The following is a 22,178-nucleotide window of genomic DNA, read 5'->3' on the forward strand; positions in this document are numbered from 1 at the left end:
CCGCCTGACGCATCGACAACTTCCCTTAGCGACAGAGATGACCATGAACAGCCATGCAGACGTACCGGTGATCGACATTTCCAGACTCGCCGGCAGCGACCCGGCCGCCAAGCGCGCTGCCGCCGACGAAATAGACCGCGCTTGCCGCAGTTCCGGATTCTTCTATGCAGCCAATCACGGCGTCGATCTGGCAGCGCTGCAGAAGGTAACCACGGACTGGCACATGGCCATGTCCGAGGCAGAGAAATGGGCCTTGGCGATCAATGCCTACAACCCGACCAATCCGAGGAACCGCAACGGCTACTACATGGCAGTTCAGGGCAGGAAGGCCAACGAGTCGTTCTGCTATCTGAACCCATCATTCAACGCGGAGCACGCATCGATCAGGGAAGGACTGCCTTCCCACGAAGTCAACATCTGGCCCGACGAGGAAAGGCATCCCGGCTTTCGCCCATTCTACGAGCGCTACTACACGGACGTGTTCGACGTCGCATCCTTGGTCCTGCGCGGTTTCGCCATCGCTCTGGGCAAGGATGAAACGTTCTTTGAGCCCCACTTCACCGCGCAAGACACCTTGTCGGCGGTGTCACTGATCCGCTACCCGTACCTTGAAGACTATCCGCCAGTCAAAATCGCAGCCGATGGAACGAAACTCAGCTTCGAGCATCACCAAGACGTCTCGCTGATCACCGTCCTCTATCAGACCGCCGTTCCCAACCTTCAGGTCGAGACCGCAGAAGGCTATGTGGACATCCCCGCATCCGAAGAGCACTTCCTGGTCAATTGCGGGACCTACATGGCGCATATCACGCACGACTACTACCCAGCGCCGATGCATCGGGTCAAGTTCATCAATGCCGAGCGGCTTTCCATACCCTTCTTTGCCAACCTCTCCTACAGAAGCACCATCACGCCGTTCGCCCCTGCGCAACATCGTCCCGCCTACACCAACAGGGCGCTCTCCTACGGCGACTATCTGCAGCACGGGCTTCTCGACCTGATCAAGGCCAATGGCCAGACCTGACCCACGTGACCCGAGCCGCACACGACATCTGCATATCACCAGCGCCGAGGCGACACACATGACCGACACCGGGATCCATGTCTTTGAACTGGATGAGCTCAAGCAGCGCATTCGCACCGATTCTTTACGCAAGTCTCTGTTCGAGACCGGCGTTTTCTACATCAGGGAGGACGACGACCTGAAACTACAGCATCGGAGGGCGATGGAGGCCGTCATGGACCTGTTCGAGAACGGCAGCGCGGAACAAAAGAACGCGCTGCGCAATCTCACCCCCAACATCCGACGGGGACTCTCCGACCTCGAGGCGGAAAGTACCGCAAAAATCACCAAAGGCGGCCAATACACGGACTACTCGATGGTCTACTCGATCGGCCTTTCGCAAAACCTGTTCCCCTCCAAGCCCTTCGAGGACGTCTGGACCGCTTACTTCGACCGTTTTTACGGCGTTACCAAGGACATCGCACGGTGCGCCCTGCAGGCCGCCGACGTGGATCCCGACGAGGGGCTGGATGCGTTCCTGGAATGCGATCCATTGCTGCGTTTCCGCTACTTCCCCGAAGTGCCTGAAGACCGATGCGCGGAACAGGAGCCACGCCGCATGGCGCCGCACTACGATCTCTCCATCATTACCACCATCCAGCAGACGCCCTGCGCCAACGGCTTCGTCAGCCTGCAGTGCGCCGTGGATGGCCGCTACGTCGATCTTCCACCGCTGCCTGGTTGCATGGTGGTGTTCTGCGGCGCAGTCGCTCCGCTCGTATCGAATGGAAGGATCAAGGCACCGCGGCATCAGGTCGCTTCGCCGTCGATCAGCCAGCGCAGCGGCAGCGCGCGAACTTCCAGCGTGTTTTTCCTGCGTCCGAAGCCAGATTTTCGATTCTCGGTCGCGCTTGCCAAGGCCGCCGGCCTGGACGTCGATTTCACCGGCGACACCGCCACGTTCGGCGAATGGATCGGCGGCAACTACGTCAATCTCCGCTCCGCGGCCAGCGGTTCGCTTGCCCCAGCCCTCGCTTGACCGTTGAAGCGACCCATCACAGAAGGAGTGCAAACGCATGAACGAACGGACCGTTCCGACTTTCGCGCTGGAAAACATCATGCGTGGCGAGCAGATGGAAGAACTGCGACGCTGCGTGAGCGAGCAAGGCGTCTTCTATCTCGAGGTGAACGGCCCACTGAACGATGCGCACGTCCAGGCCGGAAACGCCGCGATGACGTTCTTCGCCAATGCCGACGACGCTGCAAAGCAGGCTGTCACCAACAGTAGACCGAACATGCGCCGTGGCTTTTCTCCGCTAGGCTCCGAAAGCACCGCGCGCTGCACCAATACCGGCGAGTACTCCGATTACGCGATGGTCTACTCGATGGGAATCTCCGGCAACCTGTTTCCCACGCAGGACTTCCAACGGCTGTGGAGCAATTACTTCGACATCTACTACGCGATTTCGCAGCAGACGGCGAAAGCCGTGCTGCGGAGCATGGATGTCCATCTCCACACCGATATCGACACCCTGCTCGATTGCGATCCGGTACTGCGATTCCGCTACTTCCCCGATGTCCCCGAAGACCGTTGCGCCGAACAGCAGCCCAACCGCATGGCGCCTCACTACGACTTGTCAATCGTTTCCCTGATCCTGCAGACCCCATGCCCAAACGGATTCGTCAGCCTGCAGGTGGAACTCGACGGGCACTTCGTCGAGTTGGCGCCACGTCCAGGGTGCGTGGTGGTTTTCTGCGGGTCCATCGCGCCCCTGGTTTCCGATGGGAAGATCAAGGCACCGCAGCACCGGGTGGTATCACCGAGCAGGACGCAACGGATCGGCAGCAATCGCACATCGAGCGTGCTCTTCCTGCGGCCGCGTTCGGAATTCACCTTCTCGGTGCCGCTAGCCAAGGCGCTCGGCATGGGCGACGACCTGAGCGGCGAGCGTGCCACGTTCGGAGAGTGGTGCGGCGCCAATTACATGGAGATGCACGTCATGTCGCCTCAACCCTAGTACATTCGGCATGGCCACGCTATCAGTGCCCGCCAGCGCGCCGTCATCCCACCGGGAGTGCCCGTTCATGATTTCGCACATCGACGCGACGCACGTGCGTGAGCGCATGCTGTTACCGCCCTCCGTCGTCTATCTGAACGCTGGCTCATTCGGCCCACTTCCGCGCGCCGTATTCGACACAACCGCGGCGCTTCGGCACCGGCTTGCACAGGAACCAACTGACTTCCTGTTGCGCCAGGTGCCCGACCTGCTCTGGCGCGCACGCGAGCAGTTGGCCGAATTCCTGGATTGCGCGCCCAACCGCCTTGTTTTCACCGCGAGCGTCAGTGCCGCGACAAGCCTGGTGGCATCCTCGCTGGCGCTTGCCACTCCCGGCGAAATCCTGCTCAGCGACCAGGAATACCTGACCATGCGATGGTGCTGGGAACGCATTGCGGACCGGCACGGCCTGGCGCTTCGCACTTTCCAGGCTCCGCCCATGCCGTCGGACCCCGAGGAGATCGTGCAAGCGGCCGTTCACGCCATGGGACCGCGTACTCGCCTGCTCTTCTTCAGTCATATCGCCTCGGCAACCGGGCTGGTACTGCCCGCCCGGCGGATCTGCGAAGAAGCGCAAAAGCGCGGCATCATCAGCGTGGTCGACGGCGCGCATGCTGTGGCGGCCAGCGCACTGCGGCTGCAACAGATCCCCTGCGATTTCTACGTCGGCAGTTGCCACAAGTGGCTGCTTGCGCCGAGCGGTGCCAGTTTTCTCTATCTGGGACGCGAGCGGGAAGAGCGACTGCAACCACTGACGATCAGTTGGGGGCACCACAGCGCACAGGCCGCATCGGCGCCAGACGAACGCGATCGATTCGGGAGCACACCTCGGCTGCGTCGGCTTGAATGCGAGGGAACACGCGACATCTGCCCATGGCTCGCCCTGCCGGAGGCCATCGCCTTCCACCGCTCTTTCAAGCCAGACCACGCCATCGCCCATATGCGCATGCTGGCCGAGTATGCGCGGGAACGCCTCACAACGCTGGGCCTGATCGCTGCGACGCCCACCGACCCTTCATTGAGTGGGCCAATGATCGCCTTCGAGCTACCTTCGGCGGCAACGCCGGCACAATTGCAAGGCGCGCTTTGGGACCGGTTCCATCTCGAGGTTTCCGTCATCGAGCGCCAGGACGTGGCACTGCTTCGGCTATCTCCTCATGTCTACAACACCTGTTCGGACATCGACTATCTGGTGGAATGCTTGGCTGCGCTCATGCGCAAACCGTCATCGAGGCGCCGATCGGCGGTCGTTTAGCCGGCACCGGGCGGCTAGCGCAAATGGGCCGCTTCCCTCCCGCTGCCTTTTTGTCCATCCTGTAGAACGCGAAAGCGGCACGATCCACGCAGTGGACGTGATCGCCACAATCTCAAGCAGGTAGGAAAAGGCAGGGTACAGACGATGAAGAGGCTTTTGGCCTTCTGTTTGCTTTTCGTTGCCGCCATCGGCAGCGCGAAGGACGTGCCCACTTCGCGGGCAGATGCGCAGAAGCAGCTACAGCAGACCGTTCAGGCCTTCATGCAGCAGTACGACGTGCCCGGCGTGGCCGTTGCCATAACGGTCGATGGAACGGACTACTACGCCACCTATGGCGTGTCCTCGCGAACGACGCAGGCGAAGATCAGCAAGGACACCTTGTTCGAAATCGGCTCGATCAGCAAGACTTTCACCGCCACCTTAGCCGCCTATGCGCAGGTCAACCACAAGCTGTCCCTAATGGATCACCCCAGCAAATATCTGCCGGAGATGAAGGGTCACGACTTCGACAAGGTCACGCTGCTCAATCTCGCGACGCATACAGCAGGCGGCTTCCCGATGCAGATGCCGGAGGATGTCAAAAGCGACGCTCAGGTAACTGCCTATTTTCAGGCATGGAAGCCTCAGTACCCTGCAGGCACGAAGCGCACTTACGCAAACCCGAGCATTGGCATGTTGGGGGTGATCACGGCAAAAAGCATGCATGTCCCGTTTCGCAAGGCGATGGAAGGCATCCTGCTTCCCAGGCTTGCGTTGCCCAACACCTACCTCTACGTTCCGCCCGGAAAACAGGCGCTGTACGCGCAGGGCTACGACGAGAACAATGCCCCGGTACGCATGAAGCCAGGCGCTCTATGGGAACCGGCATACGGCATAAAAACCACAGCCAAGGATCTGCTGCGCTTTGTCGAAATCAATCTCAACCTGATCGAAGTGCAGCCTGCGCTGCGGCAAGCCATCAAAGACACCCACACCGGCTACTTCAAGCTCGGTGACATGACCCAGGACCTGGTCTGGGAACAGATTCCCTACCCCACCAACCAGAACGGGCTGTTGACGAACAGTTCCCAGAAGGTCATCTACGAGAGCAATGCTGTGGACACGCTAACGCCACCATTGCAGCCACAGCAGAATGTGCTGATCAACAAAACCGGCTCGACCCGGGGCTTTGGCGCATACATTGCCTTCAATCCGTCGGACAGGATCGGCATCGTCCTGCTGATCAATCGAAACATCTCCATGGAAGCGCGACTGCGCCTGGCCAATGCCGTGCTGGATGTCGCACGCGGCTTGCCAAACGGGCATTCACACTAAGCGCCTTTTCCGCTTCGCCGGGTGCACACGACATAAAAGCACATGCGAGCTTCGCTGATCGGCTCGATGGCCCTGAGCTCCAACATGCGCACGACGCACCGAGTGCCGTCCGGCCAATTGCTGAAGGAGCGACAGGTGCTTGTCGTGCTCTGTAGCCACCCGGACGAAGCACCGTCCAGCAGCGTCCAAGCAGCAACGCATCGCCAAGGAAGGCGTGATCGCAGATCGTGCTGATCTTCTCGCTGGGTGCGCTTGCGCCCGAGGCGTGCCTGCAGGTCCGCAGGAATGCGCAAACGAACGTAGTAGCGGCCGGTCTCGCCGCGCGTGAGGGAGTACGCGACTCGCATGGAAGTGTCCAAGCGAGCGTCCAAGGTGGTGAAAAAGAAAAACGCCCGCAAACCATTGATTTGCGGGCGTTTCCTTGACACTGGCGGAGTGAGAGGGATTCGAACCCTCGATAGAGCTTTTGACCCTATACTCCCTTAGCAGGGGAGCCCCTTCAGCCACTCGGGCATCACTCCGGATTTCTGCGCTGCGGATATTTCCGCGACCGGGCGCGAAGAATACCGGGTTGTGGGGTCTCAGGTAAACCCTTTCGACGCATCAATCGGCAGATTGATCGCCGCCGTGACCGCCACCGTGCGAGTTCGGCTCGTCGCCGCGCTGGATGCGCTGGTAGATCTCTTCGCGATGCACCGCCACGTCCTTCGGCGCGGTGATGCCGATACGCACTTGATTGCCCTTGACCCCAAGCACCGTCACGGTGACCGAATCGCCGATCATCAAGGTTTCGCCTACCCGGCGAGTCAGGATCAACATTTTTAGAATTCTCCAGGGGACCGGTGGGCTTCACCGGCACGGCGCCCGCGCTGCGGCACGCCCCATAATGAAAGTGAAAAGAGGGGTGATGTTACGGGAAGCCGCGCCCTGCCAGCAAGGCGCGCCGCGCGTATGTTCAGGGGAGATGTTGCTTGACCCAGGCGGGGACGCCAGCGAGTGCAGGGGCAAGGGCGGGCCCGTCCTCGCCACCACCCTGGGCGAGGTCCGGGCGGCCGCCGCCCTTGCCCGAGATCTGACCGGCGATGTGGCTCAACAGTTCCCCCGCTTTGACCCGTCCCATTGGGCTGCCGTTCACGCCGGCGACCAGGGCGACCTTGCCCTCGCTGGCGCCGGCCAACACGATCACGCTGTCGCCCAACTGCTGCTTCAGGCGGTCCATTGCCTCGCGCAGGGCCTTGGCATCGAAGCCTTCCAGTCGCACCGCCAGAACCTTCACGCCGGCGACGTCGACCGCCGATCCGGCCAGGTCGGCGGTGGCACCGGACGCCAGCTTGGACTTCAGCGCCTCCAACTCGCGCTCCATGCGCTTGTACCGATCGCCGAGCTGACGGATCTTGTCGACCACGTCGTGGCTGTTGCCGCCGACCAGGTCGGCCGCCTCGCGCAGCCGGGCCTCCTCAGCCGCCACATAGTCCAGCGCGCCCTGCCCGGTCACCGCCTCGATGCGGCGCACGCCGGCGGAGACGCCGCCTTCGCTGGTGATCTTGAACAGGCCGATGTCGCCAGTCCGCCCGACATGCGTGCCGCCGCACAGTTCGGTGGAGTAGTCGCCCATCTTGAGCACGCGCACGCGCTCGCCGTACTTTTCGCCGAACAGCGCCATCGCACCGAAATCCAGCGCTTCCTGCATGCCCATCTGATGGACTTCGACAGCGTTGTTGGCGCGGACCTGCTGATTGACCTTGCGCTCGATCAGCGCCAGTTCCTCGGCTCCGATCGGCTGGAAGTGCGAGAAGTCGAAGCGCAGGCGATCCGGCGCCACCAGCGAGCCCTTCTGCTGGACATGAGTGCCCAGCACTTCGCGCAGGGCGGCATGCAGCAGGTGCGTCGCCGAGTGATTGAGGATGGTGGCGCCGCGGCGCTCGGCATCGACCTGGCCGGCGAGCACATCGCCGAGCTTCAGGCTGCCTTCTTCCAGCGTGCCGACGTGGCCATGGAACTGGCCGGCGAATTTCTGTGTGTCGGTGACCGTCAGGCGGGTACCGGCGGCGGTCAATGTGCCGAGATCGCCGACCTGGCCGCCGGATTCGGCATAGAACGGCGTCTTGTCGGTCAGCACGATCACCGCGTCGCCGGCCTCAGCCGACTGCACCGGGCGACCGTCCTTGAGCAGGGCGACCACGCGCAGGCCATCGGCCTGCAGGCTGTCGTAACCCAGGAACACGGTCGGGGCCAGGGTTGCCACCAGATCTGCCGGCAGTTGCACGCTGCCGCCGAACTTACCGGCCTCGCGCGCACGCCGGCGCTGCTCGTCCATCGCCGTTTCGAAGCCCTGCTCGTCCACGCGCAGGTCGCGCTCGCGGGCGATGTCCTGGGTCAGGTCCAGCGGGAAGCCGTAGGTGTCGTACAGGCGGAAGGCGTCTTCGCCGGCGATCACCCCATCCTGCGCCTTGGCGGCGACGTCCTCGAAGATCTTCATGCCGGCATCGAGGGTTTCGGCGAAGCGCTCCTCCTCGGCCTGCAGCGCACGCAGCACGGTGTCCTGCGCCGCGGCCAGCTCCGGATAGGCCTCGCCCATCAGTTCCACCAGGGTCGGCACCAGCTTGCTGAAGAACGGCTGGCGCACGCCCAGCATCCAGCCATGGCGCAGGGCGCGGCGGATGATCCGGCGCAGCACGTAGCCGCGGCCTTCGTTGGACGGCAGCACGCCGTCGACGATCAGGAACGCGCAGGCGCGGATGTGATCGGCGATCACGCGCAGCGACTTGTTCTCGAGGTCGGCGGTGCCCGTCAGCTCGGACGCCTTGCGGATCAGCGTCTGGAACAGGTCGATCTCGTAGTTGGTGTGCACGTGCTGCAGGATCGCCGCCAGGCGCTCCAGACCCATGCCGGTGTCCACGCAGGGTGCCGGCAGCGGCACCAACGTGCCGTCGGGCTGGCGATCGAACTGCATGAACACCAGATTCCAGATCTCGATGAAGCGGTCGCCATCCTCGTCGGGCGATCCCGGCGGACCGCCGGCGATGTGCGCGCCGTGGTCGTAGAAGATCTCGGTGCACGGGCCGCAGGGGCCGGTGTCGGCCATCTGCCAGAAGTTGTCCGAGGCGTAGGGCGCACCCTTGTTGTCGCCGATGCGCACGATGCGCTCGGCAGGCACGCCGATCATGTCGCGCCACAGGCCGTAGGCCTCGTCGTCGGTGTGGTAGACGGTGACCAGCAGACGCTCGGCCGGCAGCTTCCAGACCTGGGTCAGCAGCTCCCAGGCCCAGGCGATGGCGTCCTTCTTGAAGTAGTCGCCGAACGACCAGTTGCCGAGCATTTCGAAGAAGGTGTGATGGCGCGCGGTGTAGCCGACCGAATCGAGGTCGTTGTGCTTGCCGCCGGCGCGCAGGCAGCGCTGCACGTCCGCCGCGCGCACGTAGCTGCGCTTCTCGGCGCCCAGGAACACGTCCTTGAACTGCACCATGCCGGAATTGGTGAACAGCAGCGTCGGATCGTTGCCGGGCACCAGCGGTGCGGACGGCACGATGGTATGGCCCTTGCCCCTGAAGAAGTCGAGGAAGTCGCTGCGGATCTGGGAGGTGGAGAATTTGGCGGGTGCGTTCATGGGCTGGCTATAGACGAGCGGACGGGCTTCCTGGCATCCCTCGTAGATGAGGGCGCCCCGGAAACCGGACAAGACAACTCGCCAAGGGTAGCAGGCCCAGCCCGCTCAGTCCTCCGCAGCGTCGCGCACGGCGGCGCGGATGCTATCCCCATCGAAACCGCGCCGCGCCAGCAGATCGGCGGCCTTACGCTGCTGCGGCAGATCCATCGCCCCAGCAGCACCGAAACGGCGCCGGACCAGATCGCGGGCGTTTTCGGTCCAGTCGCCCTCGAAGGCGCCCATCGCGGTGGCGATGGCCTCGCTGTCCAGGCCGTGGGTGCCAAGCTCGGCACGGATATGCAGCGGGCCGTAACCTGCCCCGGCGCGGCTGCGCACCAGCAGTTCGGCGAAACGGCCGTCGTCCTGCCAGCCCTCGCCGGTCAAGCGCTCCACCGCTTCGGCGGCGGCGTCGGCTTCCACCCCACGCGAACGCAGTTTACGGGTCAGTTCCTTGCGCGAATGCTCGCGCCGCACCAGCAGGCCCAGCGCCTTCTGCAACGGAGTCTGCTCCGGTTGCCGGCGACGCCGGCGTGGTGCTTCTTGTCCCTGTTCGTCGCTCATGGGCCATGCCACCCCATTCAAATGCGCCGTCCCTGGCGCGCGCCCTCCTGGTTTGCTCAAGACTGCCGAGGGAGACAAGCGGCACTGACTCCACCGCTCCCCCGGCAGAAAACCATTACGCGTCGGCGTCTTCCGCCTCGGCCTCGCTCGGCGCGATTTCCGCGGGCTGGAACTTCTCGCGCAGCTCGCTTTCCAGCTTCGCCGCCACCTGCGGGTTGTCGCGCAGGTACTGGCGAGAATTGTCCTTGCCCTGGCCGATACGCTCGCTGCCGTAGCTGTACCAGGCACCCGCCTTCTCGACCAGCTTGGCTTCCACGCCCATGTCGATCAGTTCGCCTTCGCGGCTGATGCCCTCGCCGTACAGGATCTCGGTGATGACCTGCTTGAACGGCGGCGCCAGCTTGTTCTTGACCACCTTGATCTTGGTCTGGTTGCCGATGATCTCGTCGCCCTTCTTGATCGCACCGATGCGGCGGATATCCAGGCGCACCGAGGCGTAGAACTTGAGCGCGTTGCCGCCGGTGGTCACTTCCGGGCTCTGGCCCGGCATCATCACGCCGATCTTCATGCGCAACTGGTTGATGAACACCACCAGGGTGTTGGAGCGCTTGATGTTGCCGGTGAGCTTGCGCAGCGCCTGGCTCATCAGGCGTGCCTGCAGGCCCGGCAACTGATCGCCCATCTCGCCTTCGATTTCGGCCTTGGGGGTCAGCGCGGCGACCGAGTCGACCACCACGATGTCCACCGATCCCGAGCGCACCAGCATGTCGGCGATTTCCAGCGCCTGCTCGCCGGTGTCCGGCTGCGACAGCAGCAGCTCGTCGACGTTGACGCCCAGCTTGGCGGCGTAGATCGGATCCAGCGCGTGCTCGGCGTCGATGAACGCGGCAGTGCCGCCGTTCTTCTGACACTGGGCGATGGCCTGCAGGGTCAGGGTGGTCTTGCCGGAGGATTCCGGACCGTAGATCTCGACCACGCGGCCCTTCGGCAGGCCGCCGATGCCCAGCGCGATGTCCAGCATCAGCGAGCCGGTCGGAATCACTTCCACCGCTTCGATGACGCGATCGCCCATCCGCATCACCGAGCCCTTGCCGAACTGCTTCTCGATCTGGCTCAGGGCGGCAGCGAGCGCGCGCTTCTTGTTCTCGTCCATTGTGGTGTCCTTGGAAGGTGAGGAGGATTTGCGGAGTGAGGTCAATGTAAAGGCCTGGTATCGCACGGACTGAGACAGTGCGTGGCGAGATGAAAATAATTCGTCCGGACCGGGCTGCGGCAGCGGCGAATGGCGATGTCTGGGGTCGGAAAAGTCCGGCCGGCACTGTAGTGCATGCCCTGCTCCCGGTACGGCATCAGCGGTTGGGACGCAGCAGGCCGCAGTACAGGCCTTCGATGGCGAACTCCTGGTCCGGCAACACCTCGATCGGCGCGTAATCCGGATTGCGCGGCAGCAGGCGGATGCGGTCCTTGCCGATCTTCAGCAGCTTGACCGTGATCTCCTCGTCGATGCGCGCCACCACGATCTGCCCGGAACGGGCATCGCGGGTGCGATGCACGCCGATCAGGTCGCCGTCGAAGATGCCTTCGTCGCGCATGGAGTCGCCCTGCACCTTCAGCAGGTAGTCCGGCGCCGGCGAGAAGAACACCCGGTCCAGCACCACGAAGTCGTCCGAACCGATGTCCGCGCCGATCGGCAGGCCGGCCGCGACGCGCCCGAGCACCGGCAGGCGCAGCACGTCGGCGCTGTCCACCTGCGGCGCCGGCGCCGGCGCGGCGGCCCCACCGATCAGGCGAATACCGCGCGCCTGCCCGGGCACGCGGCGGATCGCCCCGGCCTGTTCCAGCGCTTCCAGGTGGTATTGGGCCGCGCGTACGCCTTTGAAGCCGAAGGCACGGGCGATCTCGGTCTGCGATGGCGGCACGCCATCGTGTTCGATGCGCTCGGCGATCAGGTCGAGGATCGCCTGCTGGGTTTCGGTGAGGTCCATGGTTAGTAGTAATACTACTAAATCGACTGGCGAGCAACTGGCGTGTGGATCCGGGGTGCCGGCGGGCGGCGTCGCCGGCCGTTGCGGCTGGGCGGCTGGGCGGCTGGGCGGCTGGGCGGCTGGGCGGCGCGACAGTCTGCGATGGCAGCCCATCATTGGCAGATGCGTCGCGGCCTCTCGCGTTCTTCCAGGTCGTTACAGAGTGTCAGAGCGATGTGTGCCGAGCGACTTGGTTACATCGCGTCGGGGCTGAAGCCCCACCCACAGGGGAGGACGCGCGCGCCGGCACTCCTGTGGAAGCGGTTCGATTGGAAGCGGCGCGATGCTTGGCCAGCAGCCTCGACGCCTGCGGCGGACCGCACTCGAAGGCTCGCGGCGCTCAGCGCCCGCTGCGCCAGATCGAAAACAGGATCCATACCCCCGACAGCGCCGCGCCGACGAAGCCGCAGACGCCGATGGCCAGCAGCCAGCGGCTGGAAATGCCGCCGACGCTGTTCATCACGATCGACGAACCGATGATCAGCGCGGCGGTGACAATACCCATGGTCAGACGGTTGGCGGCGCGGTTGACCTGGTCGCCGAAGCCCTTCAGCGAGCCGGTCTCCACGTTCAACTGCAGGCGTCCGCGTCGCGCCGCCTGCAGCAGCCGGCGCGTATCGCGCGGCAGGTCGCCGAGCAGCTCCAGCGCGCCCAGCACGGTGCGGCGGCCGCGCCGGGCCATCGCCCGCGGCGCGAACCGCTGCAGCATCACCCGCTCCAGGTACGGGGCGGCGGCGCCGGCCATGTCGAAGTCCGGATCGAGCTGGCGCCCTACCCCTTCCAGGGTCAGGAAGGTCTTGATCATCAGCGCCAGATCGGCCGGCAGCGCCAGCGCGTGCTGGCGCAGCAGCGCGGTGACGTCGCCGAGCATGGCGCCGACCCGCAGGTCCTTCAGCGGCACGCCGCGGTACTGGTCGACAAAGGCGGCGATCTCCAGTTGCAGGCGCGCCTCGTCGACCTCGACCTCGCCGTCGGTCCACTCCAGCAGGATGTCGGCGACCGCCTCGGCGTCCTGCGTGACCAGGCCGTGCAGCAGTTGCACCACCTGGTAGCGGCGCTGCTCGGAAATGCGCCCGACCATGCCGAAGTCGATCACCGCGATGCGCTCGCCCGGCAGATAGAAGATGTTGCCCGGATGCGGATCGGCGTGAAAACAGCCGTCCTCCAGCACCATCTTCAGCACGATCTCGGCGCCGGTGCGCGCCAGTTGCCGCCGGTCCAGGCCAGCGGCTTCGACCCCGGCCAGGTCGCGGCCGCCGATGCCGGCAACGAAGTCCTGCACGTTCAACGTCTCGCAGGTCCACTGCCAGTGCACCCGCGGGATCACGATCTCGTCGTGTCCCTGGAAGTTGGCGGCGATGCGCTCGGCATTGCGGCATTCGCCGGCGAAATCCAGCTCGCGGCGCAGCGACAGGGTGAACTGGTGCACCACCGCGGCCGGGTGGTAGCGCTTCAGGTCCGGCGCGCGCGCTTCGACGATCTCGGCCAGCCGCGCCAGCAGCCGCAGGTCGGCCTCGATCACCTCGCGGATGCCGGGGCGGCGCACCTTGATCACCACCGCGGTGCCGTCGTGCAGCCACGCCCGGTGGGTCTGCGCCAGCGAGGCGGCGGCCAGCGGAGTTTCCTCGAGCCTGGCGAAGATCGCCGTCGGCTCCTCGCCGAGCGCCTCGATCAGTTGCGGCAGGATCTGCGGATAGTCCAGCGCCGGCGCGGCGTTCTGCAGTTCGCCCAGTTCGTCGATCCACTCCGGCGGCAGCAGGTCCACGCGCGTGGCCAGCACCTGGCCGAGCTTGACGAAGGTCGGGCCGAGGTCCTGCAGCGCGCGCCGCACCCGCTGCGGCGCCGACATGCGCAACATCTCCTCGGCGTTTTGCCAGTGCAGCAGGCGCCCGGCGCGTTCCAGCACGTCGGCCATGCCGATGCGCCGGACCACGTCGCCGAACCCGTAGCGGATCAGCACCGAGGCGATTTCCTGCAGGCGTCCCAGGTCGCGGACGGTGCTCAATGCCTCCCACATCGCGCTCATCCTCGGGGAAGGCGCGCGGCCATGATCACAACAGCGCGTCCAGACCGCGCAGGGCCGCGGCCACGGTCTGCCGGCGCACCGCGTCGCGGTCGCCCGGGAAATGGAACAACTGCGCGCTGGCGTAGCCGCCACGGCGCTTCCAGCCCAGCCACACGCTGCCGACCGGCTTGTCCGGCGAACCGCCGCCAGGGCCGGCAATGCCGGTCACCGCGACCGCGACGCTGGCGCCGGAATTGACCAGCGCCCCGGAGACCATCTCGATCACCGTCTCGCGGCTGACCGCGCCGTGATGCTCCAGCGTCTGCGGGCGCACGCCCAGCAGCGCCTGCTTGGCCTCGTAGCTGTAGGCGACGATGCCGCAGTCGAACCAGGCCGAAGACCCGGCGACGTCGGTCATCACCTTGGCGATCCAGCCGCCGCTGCAGCTTTCGGCGGTGACCAGGCGCTCGCGCGCGGTGCGCAAGCGGTCGCTGAGCGCGGTGGCCTGTTGCAACAACTCCGAATCGGTGGGAAGCGTCATGGCACAGCTCGGGAAACCAGTGCGCTTTGTAGCCCAATTCGCCGTGGCTGTCGCGCCTGTGCGCGCCGGCGGATGGCCGGCCGTCAGCCAACGCGGCGCATGGGCCGCGGCCGCGCCGGCCCGCCCGTCGGCGTCGATCGTGGCGACGCCGACGCGACACTCAGCGCCGTTGCCACTCCTCCTGCTCGCGCGGAGGCAGCAGCGCGCGGATCGGCGCGCCGTCGTCGGCGGCGGCCAGGCGCTCGGCCTCGGTGATCGGAATGTCCACCTGCAGCAGCCAGCCATCCTCGTCGGCCTGCTCGCTGCGGATCACCTGCAACTGGTGCAACTGCGAGCGCAGGCGTCCGGCGCTGGGCGGCAGGCGCAGGCTGCCCTGCACGTGGCGCAGGCCCAGACGCTGGCCGAGCACGTGCTGCAGCAGGTCCAGGCCGCGCCCGTCGCGCGCGGAGATCCACACCCGCTCGCGCCGTGCCGTGTCCGGCACGCCGTCCTGCGCGTCGTGGCGCACTTCGGCGCCGTCGATGCGGTCGATCTTGTTGAACACCAGCAACTGCGGCAATTCGCCGGCACCGACCGCGTGCAGCACCTCGTCGACCTGGGCGATGCGCTCCTCGCGCAGCGGGTCGGCCGCGTCGACCACGTGCAGCAGCAGATCAGCCTCGCGCGCCTCGGACAGGGTCGAGCGGAACGCCGCCACCAGTTCGTGCGGCAGGTTGCGCACGAAGCCGACCGTATCGGCCAGCATCGCATTGCCGCCGGGCAGCGCGATGCGCCGCACGGTCGGGTCCAGGGTCGCGAACAACTGGTCGGCGGCGTAGGCCTCGGCGCCGGTCAGCGCATTGAACAGGGTCGACTTGCCGGCGTTGGTATAGCCCACCACCGCGATCCGCGGCAGTTCGCTGCGCACGCGTGCACGGCGCATCTGGGTGTGCTGCACCTCGACCTTCTCCAGCCGCTTCTGCAACTGCTCCACCCGCTTCTGCAACAGGCGGCGGTCGGTTTCCAGCTGGGTTTCGCCGGGGCCGCGCAGGCCGATCGAGCCGCCGCGCTGGCGCTCCAGGTGGGTCCAGCCGCGCACCAGGCGCGTGGCCATGTGCCGCAACTGGGCGAGTTCGACCTGCAGCTTGCCTTCGTGGCTGCGCGCGCGCTGGGCGAAGATGTCCAGGATCAGCCCGGTGCGATCGAGCACGCGCCGCTCCAGGAGCTTCTCCAGGTTGCGCTCCTGGCCGGGACTGAGCGCGTGGTTGACCAGCACCAGATCCGCGCCGCTGGCGTCGGCGGCGGCCTTGACCTCCTCCAGCTTGCCGCTGCCGATCAGCGTCGCCGGACTCGGCTTGTCGATGCGCGCGGTCACGGTGGCGGCGATGCTGGCACCGGCCGAGCGCGCCAGGTCGGCGAACTCCTCCAACACATCGTCTTCCAATGGGCCGCCCGCGTAGGGCTGGATCAGCAGTGCGTGTTCGCCGCGGCGTGACCGATCAAACACCCGCGGCTCCGCGCTTGGCTACCGAACTACTCGACTTCATCATCACCCGCACTGCCACCTTCGTTCTGCTGCACATAACCGCCGCCGGGCCCCACGCGCACGTTGCGCGCCGGCACCACGGTGGAAATGGCGTGTTTGTAGACCATCTGGCTGACGGTATTGCGCAGCAGGACCACGAACTGATCGAACGACTCGATCGTGCCCTGCAGCTTGATGCCGTTGACCAGATACACCGAGACAGGGACCCGTTCGCGACGCAACGCGTTGAGGAAAGGATCCTGCAAGGATTGCCCCTTGGACATGCTTGACTCCCAAATTATTGTTTTTATGGTCCGGGACGGCACTGCAGCTCCCCTGCCGTGGTCCGGAACGTCGATGGTACACAACCGCGGGCGCCAGCGGCGCCGATCAGCCGAGGAAGTCGTCCAGCGCGGCCCCCAGGCGCCCGGCGTCGCGAGCGGGGTCGAACCAGCGCGCGTCCTGCTCGCCGCGCAGCCAGGTGAGCTGACGCTTGGCCAGCTGCCGGGTGGCGGCGATGGCGCGGGCGCGGAAGTCGGCCGCATCGCCAACGCCGTCCAGGTACTCCCAGGCCTGGCGGTAGCCGACCGCGCGCACCGCAGGCAATTCCAGCGGCTGCGCCACCGCCTGCATCCCGGGCAGCGCACGCAAGGCGCGCACTTCGTCGAGGAAGCCCTGCCCCAGCATCGCGTCGAAGCGGGCTTCGATGCGTCCATGCAGCACGGCGCGATCGGCCGGCGCCAGCACCAGTTTCAGCACCCGCAGCGGCAGCCGCGGCGGACCCGGATCTGCCTGCCATGCACTGATCGGCCGGCCGCTGAGCCGGTACACCTCCAGCGCGCGCTGGATGCGCTGGGCGTCGCCAGGACGGATCCGCTGCGCGGCCAGCGGGTCGATCCGCTGCAGTTCCGCGTGCAGCGCCGCCCAGCCTTCGGCCTGGGCCTGCGCAACCAACGCCGCACGCAGCTGCGGGTCGGCCGCCGGCATCGGCGCCAGCCCCTCCAGCAGCGCCTGGAAGTACAGGCCGGTGCCGCCGGCCAGGATCGGCAGGCGGCCGCGGGCGACGATCGCCTCCAGCACAGCGCGCGCGTCGGCGGCGAACTCGGCCGCCGAATAGGCCTGCCAGGGATCGCGCAGGTCCAGCAGATGGTGCGGCACCCGCGCGCGCTCGGCCGCATCGGGCTTGGCCGCGCCGATGTCCAGGCCGCGGTAGACCAGCGCCGAATCGACGCTGACGATCTCGCCGCCGCAGCGTTCGGCCAGGGCGATCGCCGCGGCGGTCTTGCCCGAGGCGGTCGGGCCCATCAATGCGATCGCGCGCGGGCGCCGGTCGGCCGCCATCAGTCCTCGTCCGGCCAGCGGATCGTCGCCGGGGACGATGTGGCCGCACGCGGCAACGGCACCGCCTGCAGTGCCTGCCAGACCTTCAGCGCGTCGACGGTGGCGGCGACGTCGTGCACGCGCAGCAGCATGGCGCCGCGTTGCGCGGCCAGCAGATGCGCGGCGACCGAGCCGGCCACCCGCTGCTCCGGCGCCTCGCGCCCGGTCAGCTCGCCGATGCTGCGCTTGCGCGACAGGCCGGCCAGCACCGGCACGCCCAACTCGACCAGCCGCGCCAACTGCGCCAGTAGCTGCAGGTTGTCGGCGGTGCTCTTGCCGAAGCCGAAGCCCGGATCGACCACAAGACGCCGCTTGTCGATGCCAGCCATCTCCGCAGCGAAGATGCGCTCGGCCAGGAACCGGTGCACCTCGCCGACCACGTCGTCGTAGCCGGGCGCGCTGCCGGCAGCGTAGGCATCGGCGGGCATGTGCATCAGCACCACCGGTACCCCGAGTTCCGCGGCAACGTCCAGCGCGCCGGGCTGCCGCAGCGCCTGCACGTCGTTGATCATGCCGGCGCCGGCGGCGACCGCGGCGCGCATCACCTCCGGCTTGAAGGTATCCACGCTCAGCGGCAACGCGGTCTGCGCGGCCAGCCGCTCGATCACCGGAATCACCCGCCGCAGTTCCTCTTCCACCGGCACCGGCGTCGCGCCCGGGCGGGTCGACTCGCCGCCGATGTCCAGCAGGTCGGCACCCTCCGCGGCCAGGCGCAGGCCGTGCGCCACCGCCGCATCCACGCTGGCATGCGCGCCGCCGTCGGAGAACGAATCCGGGGTGACATTGACGATGCCCATCACCCGTGGGCGATCGAGCACGAGCCGGTGGGCGCCGCACTGCAGGCTGGGCGAGGTGTCGAACATCGGTGGGTCTCCTGGTGGTGGCCGTGGCAGGCGGCGGGACGGCGCTGGCAGCGCCAGGCTGCATCCGCCGCACACGCAGGGCGGCGGCCGCGTGCGACGGCATTTCCGCGGCACGCACATCGCATCGACGCGACGAGCTGCGGCCAGCGCAGCGCCATTGTCGCCCACGCGCGCGCAGGCGGCGAGTCGGCATGGGCCGATGCGATCGGCCCCGCACCGCTGCCAACAAAAAAGCCAGGGATCGCTCCCTGGCTTTTTCGGTGCCTGAAAGACCGACGCGTTTACACCTGTTCGGCAGGCCCGGCGATCGGCGGCAGCGGACGCGAATTGCCCTTGTCGTTATTGCCGCCGTCCTTGCCGGACCTGTTCCAGCCCATCGGCGGCGGCGGATCGCGGCCTTCCATGATCGCCTCGATCTGCGGCGCATCGATGGTCTCGTACTGCAGCAGCAACTGCGACATGGTGTGCAGCTTGTCCAGATTCTCGGTGAGGATCTGCGTGGTCTTCGCATACGCCTTGTCGAGGATCGACCGTACGACTTCGTCGATGCGACGCGCGGTGTCGTCGGAGACGCTCTTGTGCTGGGTCACCGAACGGCCCAGGAACACCTCGTCGTCCTCCTCGCCGTAGGCGATCGGCCCCAGCTCGTCGGACAGGCCCCACTTGGTGACCATGTTGCGCGCCATCTTGGTCGCACGCTCGATGTCGTTGGACGCGCCGGTGGTGACCTTGTCGGTGCCGAAGATCAGCTCTTCGGCGACGCGGCCGCCGTACAGCGAGCACAGCTGCGACTCGATCGCCACGCGGTTCATCGAGTACTTGTCGCCTTCCGGCAGGTACATGGTCACGCCCAGCGCGCGGCCGCGCGGGATGATCGTGACCTTGTAGACCGGGTCGTGCTCGGGTACCAGCCGGCCGACGATGGCGTGGCCGGCCTCGTGATAGGCGGTGAGCGTCTTCTCGTCCTCGCTCATCGCCATCGAGCGGCGCTCGGCGCCCATCAGGATCTTGTCGCGGGCGCGGTCGAAGTGGTCCATGCGCACTTCCTTGACCGACTCGCGCGCGGCGAACAGGGCCGCCTCGTTGCACAGGTTGGCCAGGTCGGCACCGGAGAAGCCCGGCGTGCCGCGCGCGATCACCATCGGCTCGATGTCGTCGGCCAGCGGCAGCTTGCGCATGTGCACCTTGAGGATCTGCTCGCGGCCGCGCACGTCCGGCAGGCCCACCACGACCTGACGGTCGAAACGGCCCGGGCGCAGCAGCGCAGGATCCAGCACGTCCGGACGGTTGGTCGCGGCGATCACGATCACGCCCTCGCCGCCTTCGAAGCCGTCCATCTCCACCAGCAGCTGGTTGAGGGTCTGCTCACGCTCGTCATGGCCGCCGCCCAGGCCGGCGCCGCGGTGACGGCCGACCGCATCGATTTCGTCGATGAAGATGATGCACGGCGCGTGCTTCTTGGCCTGTTCGAACATGTCGCGCACGCGGCTGGCGCCGACGCCGACGAACATTTCCACGAAATCCGAACCGGAGATGCTGAAGAACGGCACCTTGGCCTCGCCGGCGATGGCCTTGGCCAGCAGGGTCTTGCCGGTGCCCGGCGGGCCGACCATCAGCACGCCGCGCGGGATCTTGCCGCCGAGCTTGGTGAACTTGGTCGGATCGCGCAGGAAGTCGACCAGTTCGCCGACCTCTTCCTTGGCCTCGTCGCAACCAGCGACGTCGGCGAAGGTGATCTTGATCTGGTCTTCGCCCTGCAGCTTGGCGCGCGACTTGCCGAAGGACATCGCGCCCTTGGCACCGCCGCCACCGCCCTGCATCTGGCGCATGATGAACAGCCAGAAGCCGATGATCAGGATGACCGGCAGGAAGTTCAGCACCAGCGACCAGAAGCCCGGGCCGTTGGCCGGCTTCTGCCGGGTCATCTCCACGTTCTTGCTGTACAGCACGTCGACCAGCTTGTCGTCGCGCGGCCCGTAGACCGTGCCTTCGCTGTTGTCGGTGCGCTTGAAGCGGATCGCGGTGACCGACTGCCCGGTGTCGTCGGTGAAGTCGACCGACTTCACCCGCCCGGCGTCCACGTCCTTCAGGAACTGCGTGTAGGTCACGGTGTCGCTGCCCGGGCCGCCCGCGAGACGCGGCGAGAAGCTCTGGAACACCACCATCAGCACGACGGCGACGACTACCCACAACAGCAGATTCTTGGTCAAGTCGTTCATCCTCATTGGCTCCGGTGTCCCTTCAACTCTGTCTCGATGCGTGGCATTGCGGGTTCAGCCTTGCGTTCAGCTTACTTGATCTGGGCGCGCTTGCCCTGTCCGAGGGCGTAGACCTCCGGCGAGCGCTTGCGCGACGCGGCCGGCTTGCGAATGGTCACCTTCTCATAGCGGCGGCGCATGTCGCGGATGTAGTCGTCGAACCCCACGCCCTGGAACAGCTTGATCAGGAACGCGCCATTCGGCTTCAGGTGGCTGTCGGCGAACGCCATCGCCAATTCCGCCAGATGCATCATCCGCGGCTGGTCGACCGCATCCATTCCGCTCTTATTGGGGGCCATATCCGACAGCACAAGGTCTACCGGGGTGTCGCCCAGCATGGCCTCGAACTGCGATAGCACCGCGTCCTCCCTGAAGTCACCGTGAAGGAACTCCACGCCGGCCAGCGGCGGCATCTCCAGGATGTCCAGGGCCAGCACCCGGCCGCGGTCACCCATCGACTTGCGCACCTGCTGCGACCAGCCACCCGGGGCGGCGCCCAGATCGACCACCACCATGTCCGGCTTCAGCAGCCTGTCGCGCTGCAGCAGCTCCTCCAGCTTGTAAGCCGCGCGCGAGCGCATGCCTTCGGCCTGGGCCTTCTTCACGAAGGGATCGGCGAAATGTTCGCGGAGCCAGCGTTGGCTGCTTTTGCTGCGGGTGGCCATGGACGCACGGTCGGAAGGGGCAGCCATGATACCCTGATCGCCCTTGCCAACCCTGCTCCCACCTGCATGTCGATCAGCCTGACCTCGGCCCAGAACCGCTTCCTGCGCGGCCTGGCCCACGACCTCAAACCCCTGTTGCAGATCGGCAGCAAGGGCGTCACCCCGGCCTTCCTGGCCGAACTGGACGAGGTGCTGGAGCGCCACGAACTGGTCAAGGTGAAGGTCGGCGTCGACGACCGCGAGGCCCGCGACGCCGCCATCGGCAGCCTGGTGGAGCAGTCGAACAGCGCGCTGGTGCAGCGGATCGGCCACACCGCGATCCTGTATCGCCCGGCCAAGGAAGACCGGCAGATCGTGCTGCCGCGCGCCTGAGCGCGCCTCCGGTGACCCCATGCAACTGACCCAGGACCTGCCCGACTACGCCTACGCCCTGCGCATGGCCGACGGCCGCCAGGCCAAGGTGAACGACCGGCTGCTGACGCGCAGCTTCATCCTTGCACCGGATACCCTGGTCGAGGACTGGCAGGCACTACCGGCCGGCGACCTGCAGCCGCAGCATCTGCAACCGCTGCTGGAACTCAACCCGGCCCTGGTGATCCTCGGCACCGGCGAACGCCAGGTGTTTCCGGCCGCGGCGGTGATGGCGCTGTTCCTGACCCGCGGCATCGGCATCGAGGTGATGAACAACGCCGCCGCGGCGCGCACCTACAACGTCCTGGCCGCCGAAGGCCGGCGCGTGGCGGTCGGGTTCCTGCTCGAAGGTTGAGGCGGAGCATGCCTGTGGACTGCGGCCCACGCAGTCCGCTGCCGTGCTTTCATCTGGGCTGCTTGAGCCGCAAGCGGACGTCGCCGACGGCGCGGTCGCTCCTACAAGGACAAGATTGACGCGCCGCGGTTGAATGTCCTGCTCGCCCGGGGTCGCCGTCGTGGCGCATGCGTGATCGAAGCCCTCAGCCGACATTCGCTTGGGTAGGAGCGGCTTCAGCCGCGACCGGACATTCCTCGGCGCCTTCGGTCGCGGCTGAAGCCGCTCCTACAAACGCACCACAGATTGCGTACGCGCGCTGCGCCGGGCCGGGGATCCACCCACGTAACGATGCGA

Annotated in this window: 20 protein-coding genes and 1 tRNA gene; 7 read left to right on the top strand and 14 right to left on the bottom strand. The window is 66.3% G+C overall.

The features are described from left to right. The first annotated feature begins 43 nt into the window (after positions 1-43). From GGR64_RS00025 to ampC, 5 genes are all read left to right on the top strand, one after another. Positions 44-1,024 carry a 2OG-Fe(II) oxygenase family protein gene (locus GGR64_RS00025; RefSeq protein WP_260302395.1) on the top strand — a complete coding sequence of 327 codons (981 nt, stop codon included), beginning with the start codon at positions 44-46 and terminating at the stop codon, positions 1,022-1,024. Positions 1,025-1,082: 58 nt separating this feature from the next. Further along, positions 1,083-2,042 (top strand): 2OG-Fe(II) oxygenase family protein, encoded by a 960-nt coding sequence (locus tag GGR64_RS00030; RefSeq protein WP_160964845.1) that lies wholly within the window; start codon positions 1,083-1,085, stop codon positions 2,040-2,042. A gap of 37 nt (positions 2,043-2,079) precedes the next feature. Beyond that, on the top strand, positions 2,080-3,021 hold the full coding sequence (locus tag GGR64_RS00035; RefSeq protein WP_260302397.1) for a 2OG-Fe(II) oxygenase family protein: 942 nt from the start codon (positions 2,080-2,082) through the stop codon (positions 3,019-3,021). A gap of 67 nt (positions 3,022-3,088) precedes the next feature. Then, positions 3,089-4,315, top strand: a complete 1,227-nt coding sequence (locus GGR64_RS00040; protein WP_184643202.1) for an aminotransferase class V-fold PLP-dependent enzyme — start codon at positions 3,089-3,091, stop codon at positions 4,313-4,315. A 144-nt stretch (positions 4,316-4,459) separates the two neighbouring features. Further along, on the top strand, positions 4,460-5,629 hold the full coding sequence (ampC, locus tag GGR64_RS00045) for a class C beta-lactamase (protein ID WP_184643204.1): 1,170 nt from the start codon (positions 4,460-4,462) through the stop codon (positions 5,627-5,629). A gap of 428 nt (positions 5,630-6,057) precedes the next feature. Here the strand turns inward: ampC and GGR64_RS00050 are convergent. From GGR64_RS00050 to rlmE, 14 genes are all read right to left on the bottom strand, one after another. Continuing rightward, positions 6,058-6,150, bottom strand: a tRNA-Ser gene (locus GGR64_RS00050). 82 nt (positions 6,151-6,232) lie between these two features. Continuing rightward, a complete protein-coding gene (gene csrA, locus GGR64_RS00055; RefSeq protein WP_160964895.1) occupies positions 6,233-6,448 on the bottom strand; it encodes a carbon storage regulator CsrA in 216 nt (71 codons plus the stop codon). Positions 6,449-6,584: 136 nt separating this feature from the next. Beyond that, positions 6,585-9,236, bottom strand: coding sequence for an alanine--tRNA ligase (gene alaS / locus GGR64_RS00060; protein ID WP_184643206.1), 2,652 nt, complete (start codon positions 9,234-9,236; stop codon positions 6,585-6,587). Positions 9,237-9,341: 105 nt separating this feature from the next. After that, positions 9,342-9,836, bottom strand: a complete 495-nt coding sequence (recX, locus tag GGR64_RS00065) for a recombination regulator RecX (RefSeq protein WP_184643208.1) — start codon at positions 9,834-9,836, stop codon at positions 9,342-9,344. Between the two features lie 115 nt (positions 9,837-9,951). Then, complete coding sequence (gene recA, locus GGR64_RS00070) at positions 9,952-10,989, bottom strand: recombinase RecA (RefSeq protein WP_160964901.1); 1,038 nt, start codon at positions 10,987-10,989, stop codon at positions 9,952-9,954. A 196-nt stretch (positions 10,990-11,185) separates the two neighbouring features. Further along, positions 11,186-11,821 carry a transcriptional repressor LexA gene (lexA, locus tag GGR64_RS00075; protein ID WP_184643210.1) on the bottom strand — a complete coding sequence of 212 codons (636 nt, stop codon included), beginning with the start codon at positions 11,819-11,821 and terminating at the stop codon, positions 11,186-11,188. Between the two features lie 379 nt (positions 11,822-12,200). Further along, a complete protein-coding gene (gene ubiB / locus GGR64_RS00080) occupies positions 12,201-13,877 on the bottom strand; it encodes a 2-polyprenylphenol 6-hydroxylase (protein ID WP_184644201.1) in 1,677 nt (558 codons plus the stop codon). 34 nt (positions 13,878-13,911) lie between these two features. Then, on the bottom strand, positions 13,912-14,406 hold the full coding sequence (locus GGR64_RS00085) for a nicotinamide-nucleotide amidohydrolase family protein (RefSeq protein WP_048489001.1): 495 nt from the start codon (positions 14,404-14,406) through the stop codon (positions 13,912-13,914). A 160-nt stretch (positions 14,407-14,566) separates the two neighbouring features. After that, positions 14,567-15,892 (bottom strand): ribosome rescue GTPase HflX, encoded by a 1,326-nt coding sequence (gene hflX / locus GGR64_RS00090; RefSeq protein ID WP_184448511.1) that lies wholly within the window; start codon positions 15,890-15,892, stop codon positions 14,567-14,569. Positions 15,893-15,918: 26 nt separating this feature from the next. Further along, positions 15,919-16,194 carry an RNA chaperone Hfq gene (gene hfq / locus GGR64_RS00095; RefSeq protein WP_010341316.1) on the bottom strand — a complete coding sequence of 92 codons (276 nt, stop codon included), beginning with the start codon at positions 16,192-16,194 and terminating at the stop codon, positions 15,919-15,921. A gap of 106 nt (positions 16,195-16,300) precedes the next feature. Next, the gene (gene miaA / locus GGR64_RS00100; protein WP_184643212.1) at positions 16,301-17,251 is read right to left on the bottom strand and encodes a tRNA (adenosine(37)-N6)-dimethylallyltransferase MiaA; all 951 of its coding nucleotides are present in this window, start codon (positions 17,249-17,251) and stop codon (positions 16,301-16,303) included. Beyond that, positions 17,251-18,153, bottom strand: coding sequence for a dihydropteroate synthase (gene folP / locus GGR64_RS00105; RefSeq protein WP_184643214.1), 903 nt, complete (start codon positions 18,151-18,153; stop codon positions 17,251-17,253). The genes miaA and folP overlap by 1 nt, the downstream gene beginning before the upstream one ends. A gap of 281 nt (positions 18,154-18,434) precedes the next feature. Then, positions 18,435-20,372 (bottom strand): ATP-dependent zinc metalloprotease FtsH, encoded by a 1,938-nt coding sequence (ftsH, locus tag GGR64_RS00110; protein ID WP_184448514.1) that lies wholly within the window; start codon positions 20,370-20,372, stop codon positions 18,435-18,437. 71 nt (positions 20,373-20,443) lie between these two features. Further along, a complete protein-coding gene (gene rlmE, locus GGR64_RS00115; protein ID WP_017910618.1) occupies positions 20,444-21,076 on the bottom strand; it encodes a 23S rRNA (uridine(2552)-2'-O)-methyltransferase RlmE in 633 nt (210 codons plus the stop codon). A gap of 66 nt (positions 21,077-21,142) precedes the next feature. On the opposite strand from rlmE, the gene yhbY reads away from it, so the two are divergent. Together yhbY and GGR64_RS00125 are read left to right on the top strand one after the other, a co-directional pair. After that, positions 21,143-21,448, top strand: coding sequence for a ribosome assembly RNA-binding protein YhbY (yhbY, locus tag GGR64_RS00120; RefSeq protein ID WP_184643216.1), 306 nt, complete (start codon positions 21,143-21,145; stop codon positions 21,446-21,448). A gap of 19 nt (positions 21,449-21,467) precedes the next feature. After that, positions 21,468-21,842: an Mth938-like domain-containing protein gene (locus tag GGR64_RS00125; protein WP_160964915.1), complete on the top strand. Its 375-nt coding sequence runs from the start codon at positions 21,468-21,470 to the stop codon at positions 21,840-21,842. Positions 21,843-22,178: the final 336 nt, after the last annotated feature.

The organism is Xanthomonas sp. 3307, from assembly GCF_014199735.1.
Lineage (GTDB): Bacteria > Pseudomonadota > Gammaproteobacteria > Xanthomonadales > Xanthomonadaceae > Xanthomonas_A > Xanthomonas_A rydalmerensis.

Excerpts from the sequence above, each read along its gene's own strand:
- csrA (WP_160964895.1), bottom strand. The coding sequence starts at position 6,448 with ATGTTGATCCTGACTCGCCGGGTAGGCGAAACCTTGATGATCGGCGAT.
- ampC (WP_184643204.1), top strand. The coding sequence starts at position 4,460 with ATGAAGAGGCTTTTGGCCTTCTGTTTGCTTTTCGTTGCCGCCATCGGC.
- GGR64_RS00030 (WP_160964845.1), top strand. The coding sequence starts at position 1,083 with ATGACCGACACCGGGATCCATGTCTTTGAACTGGATGAGCTCAAGCAG.
- GGR64_RS00035 (WP_260302397.1), top strand. The coding sequence starts at position 2,080 with ATGAACGAACGGACCGTTCCGACTTTCGCGCTGGAAAACATCATGCGT.
- lexA (WP_184643210.1), bottom strand. The coding sequence starts at position 11,821 with ATGGACCTCACCGAAACCCAGCAGGCGATCCTCGACCTGATCGCCGAG.
- miaA (WP_184643212.1), bottom strand. The coding sequence starts at position 17,251 with ATGGCGGCCGACCGGCGCCCGCGCGCGATCGCATTGATGGGCCCGACC.
- alaS (WP_184643206.1), bottom strand. The coding sequence starts at position 9,236 with ATGAACGCACCCGCCAAATTCTCCACCTCCCAGATCCGCAGCGACTTC.
- recX (WP_184643208.1), bottom strand. The coding sequence starts at position 9,836 with ATGAGCGACGAACAGGGACAAGAAGCACCACGCCGGCGTCGCCGGCAA.
- GGR64_RS00125 (WP_160964915.1), top strand. The coding sequence starts at position 21,468 with ATGCAACTGACCCAGGACCTGCCCGACTACGCCTACGCCCTGCGCATG.
- folP (WP_184643214.1), bottom strand. The coding sequence starts at position 18,153 with ATGTTCGACACCTCGCCCAGCCTGCAGTGCGGCGCCCACCGGCTCGTG.
- GGR64_RS00025 (WP_260302395.1), top strand. The coding sequence starts at position 44 with ATGAACAGCCATGCAGACGTACCGGTGATCGACATTTCCAGACTCGCC.
- yhbY (WP_184643216.1), top strand. The coding sequence starts at position 21,143 with ATGTCGATCAGCCTGACCTCGGCCCAGAACCGCTTCCTGCGCGGCCTG.
- recA (WP_160964901.1), bottom strand. The coding sequence starts at position 10,989 with ATGGACGAGAACAAGAAGCGCGCGCTCGCTGCCGCCCTGAGCCAGATC.
- rlmE (WP_017910618.1), bottom strand. The coding sequence starts at position 21,076 with ATGGCCACCCGCAGCAAAAGCAGCCAACGCTGGCTCCGCGAACATTTC.
- hfq (WP_010341316.1), bottom strand. The coding sequence starts at position 16,194 with ATGTCCAAGGGGCAATCCTTGCAGGATCCTTTCCTCAACGCGTTGCGT.
- ftsH (WP_184448514.1), bottom strand. The coding sequence starts at position 20,372 with ATGAACGACTTGACCAAGAATCTGCTGTTGTGGGTAGTCGTCGCCGTC.
- GGR64_RS00040 (WP_184643202.1), top strand. The coding sequence starts at position 3,089 with ATGATTTCGCACATCGACGCGACGCACGTGCGTGAGCGCATGCTGTTA.
- ubiB (WP_184644201.1), bottom strand. The coding sequence starts at position 13,877 with ATGTGGGAGGCATTGAGCACCGTCCGCGACCTGGGACGCCTGCAGGAA.
- GGR64_RS00085 (WP_048489001.1), bottom strand. The coding sequence starts at position 14,406 with ATGACGCTTCCCACCGATTCGGAGTTGTTGCAACAGGCCACCGCGCTC.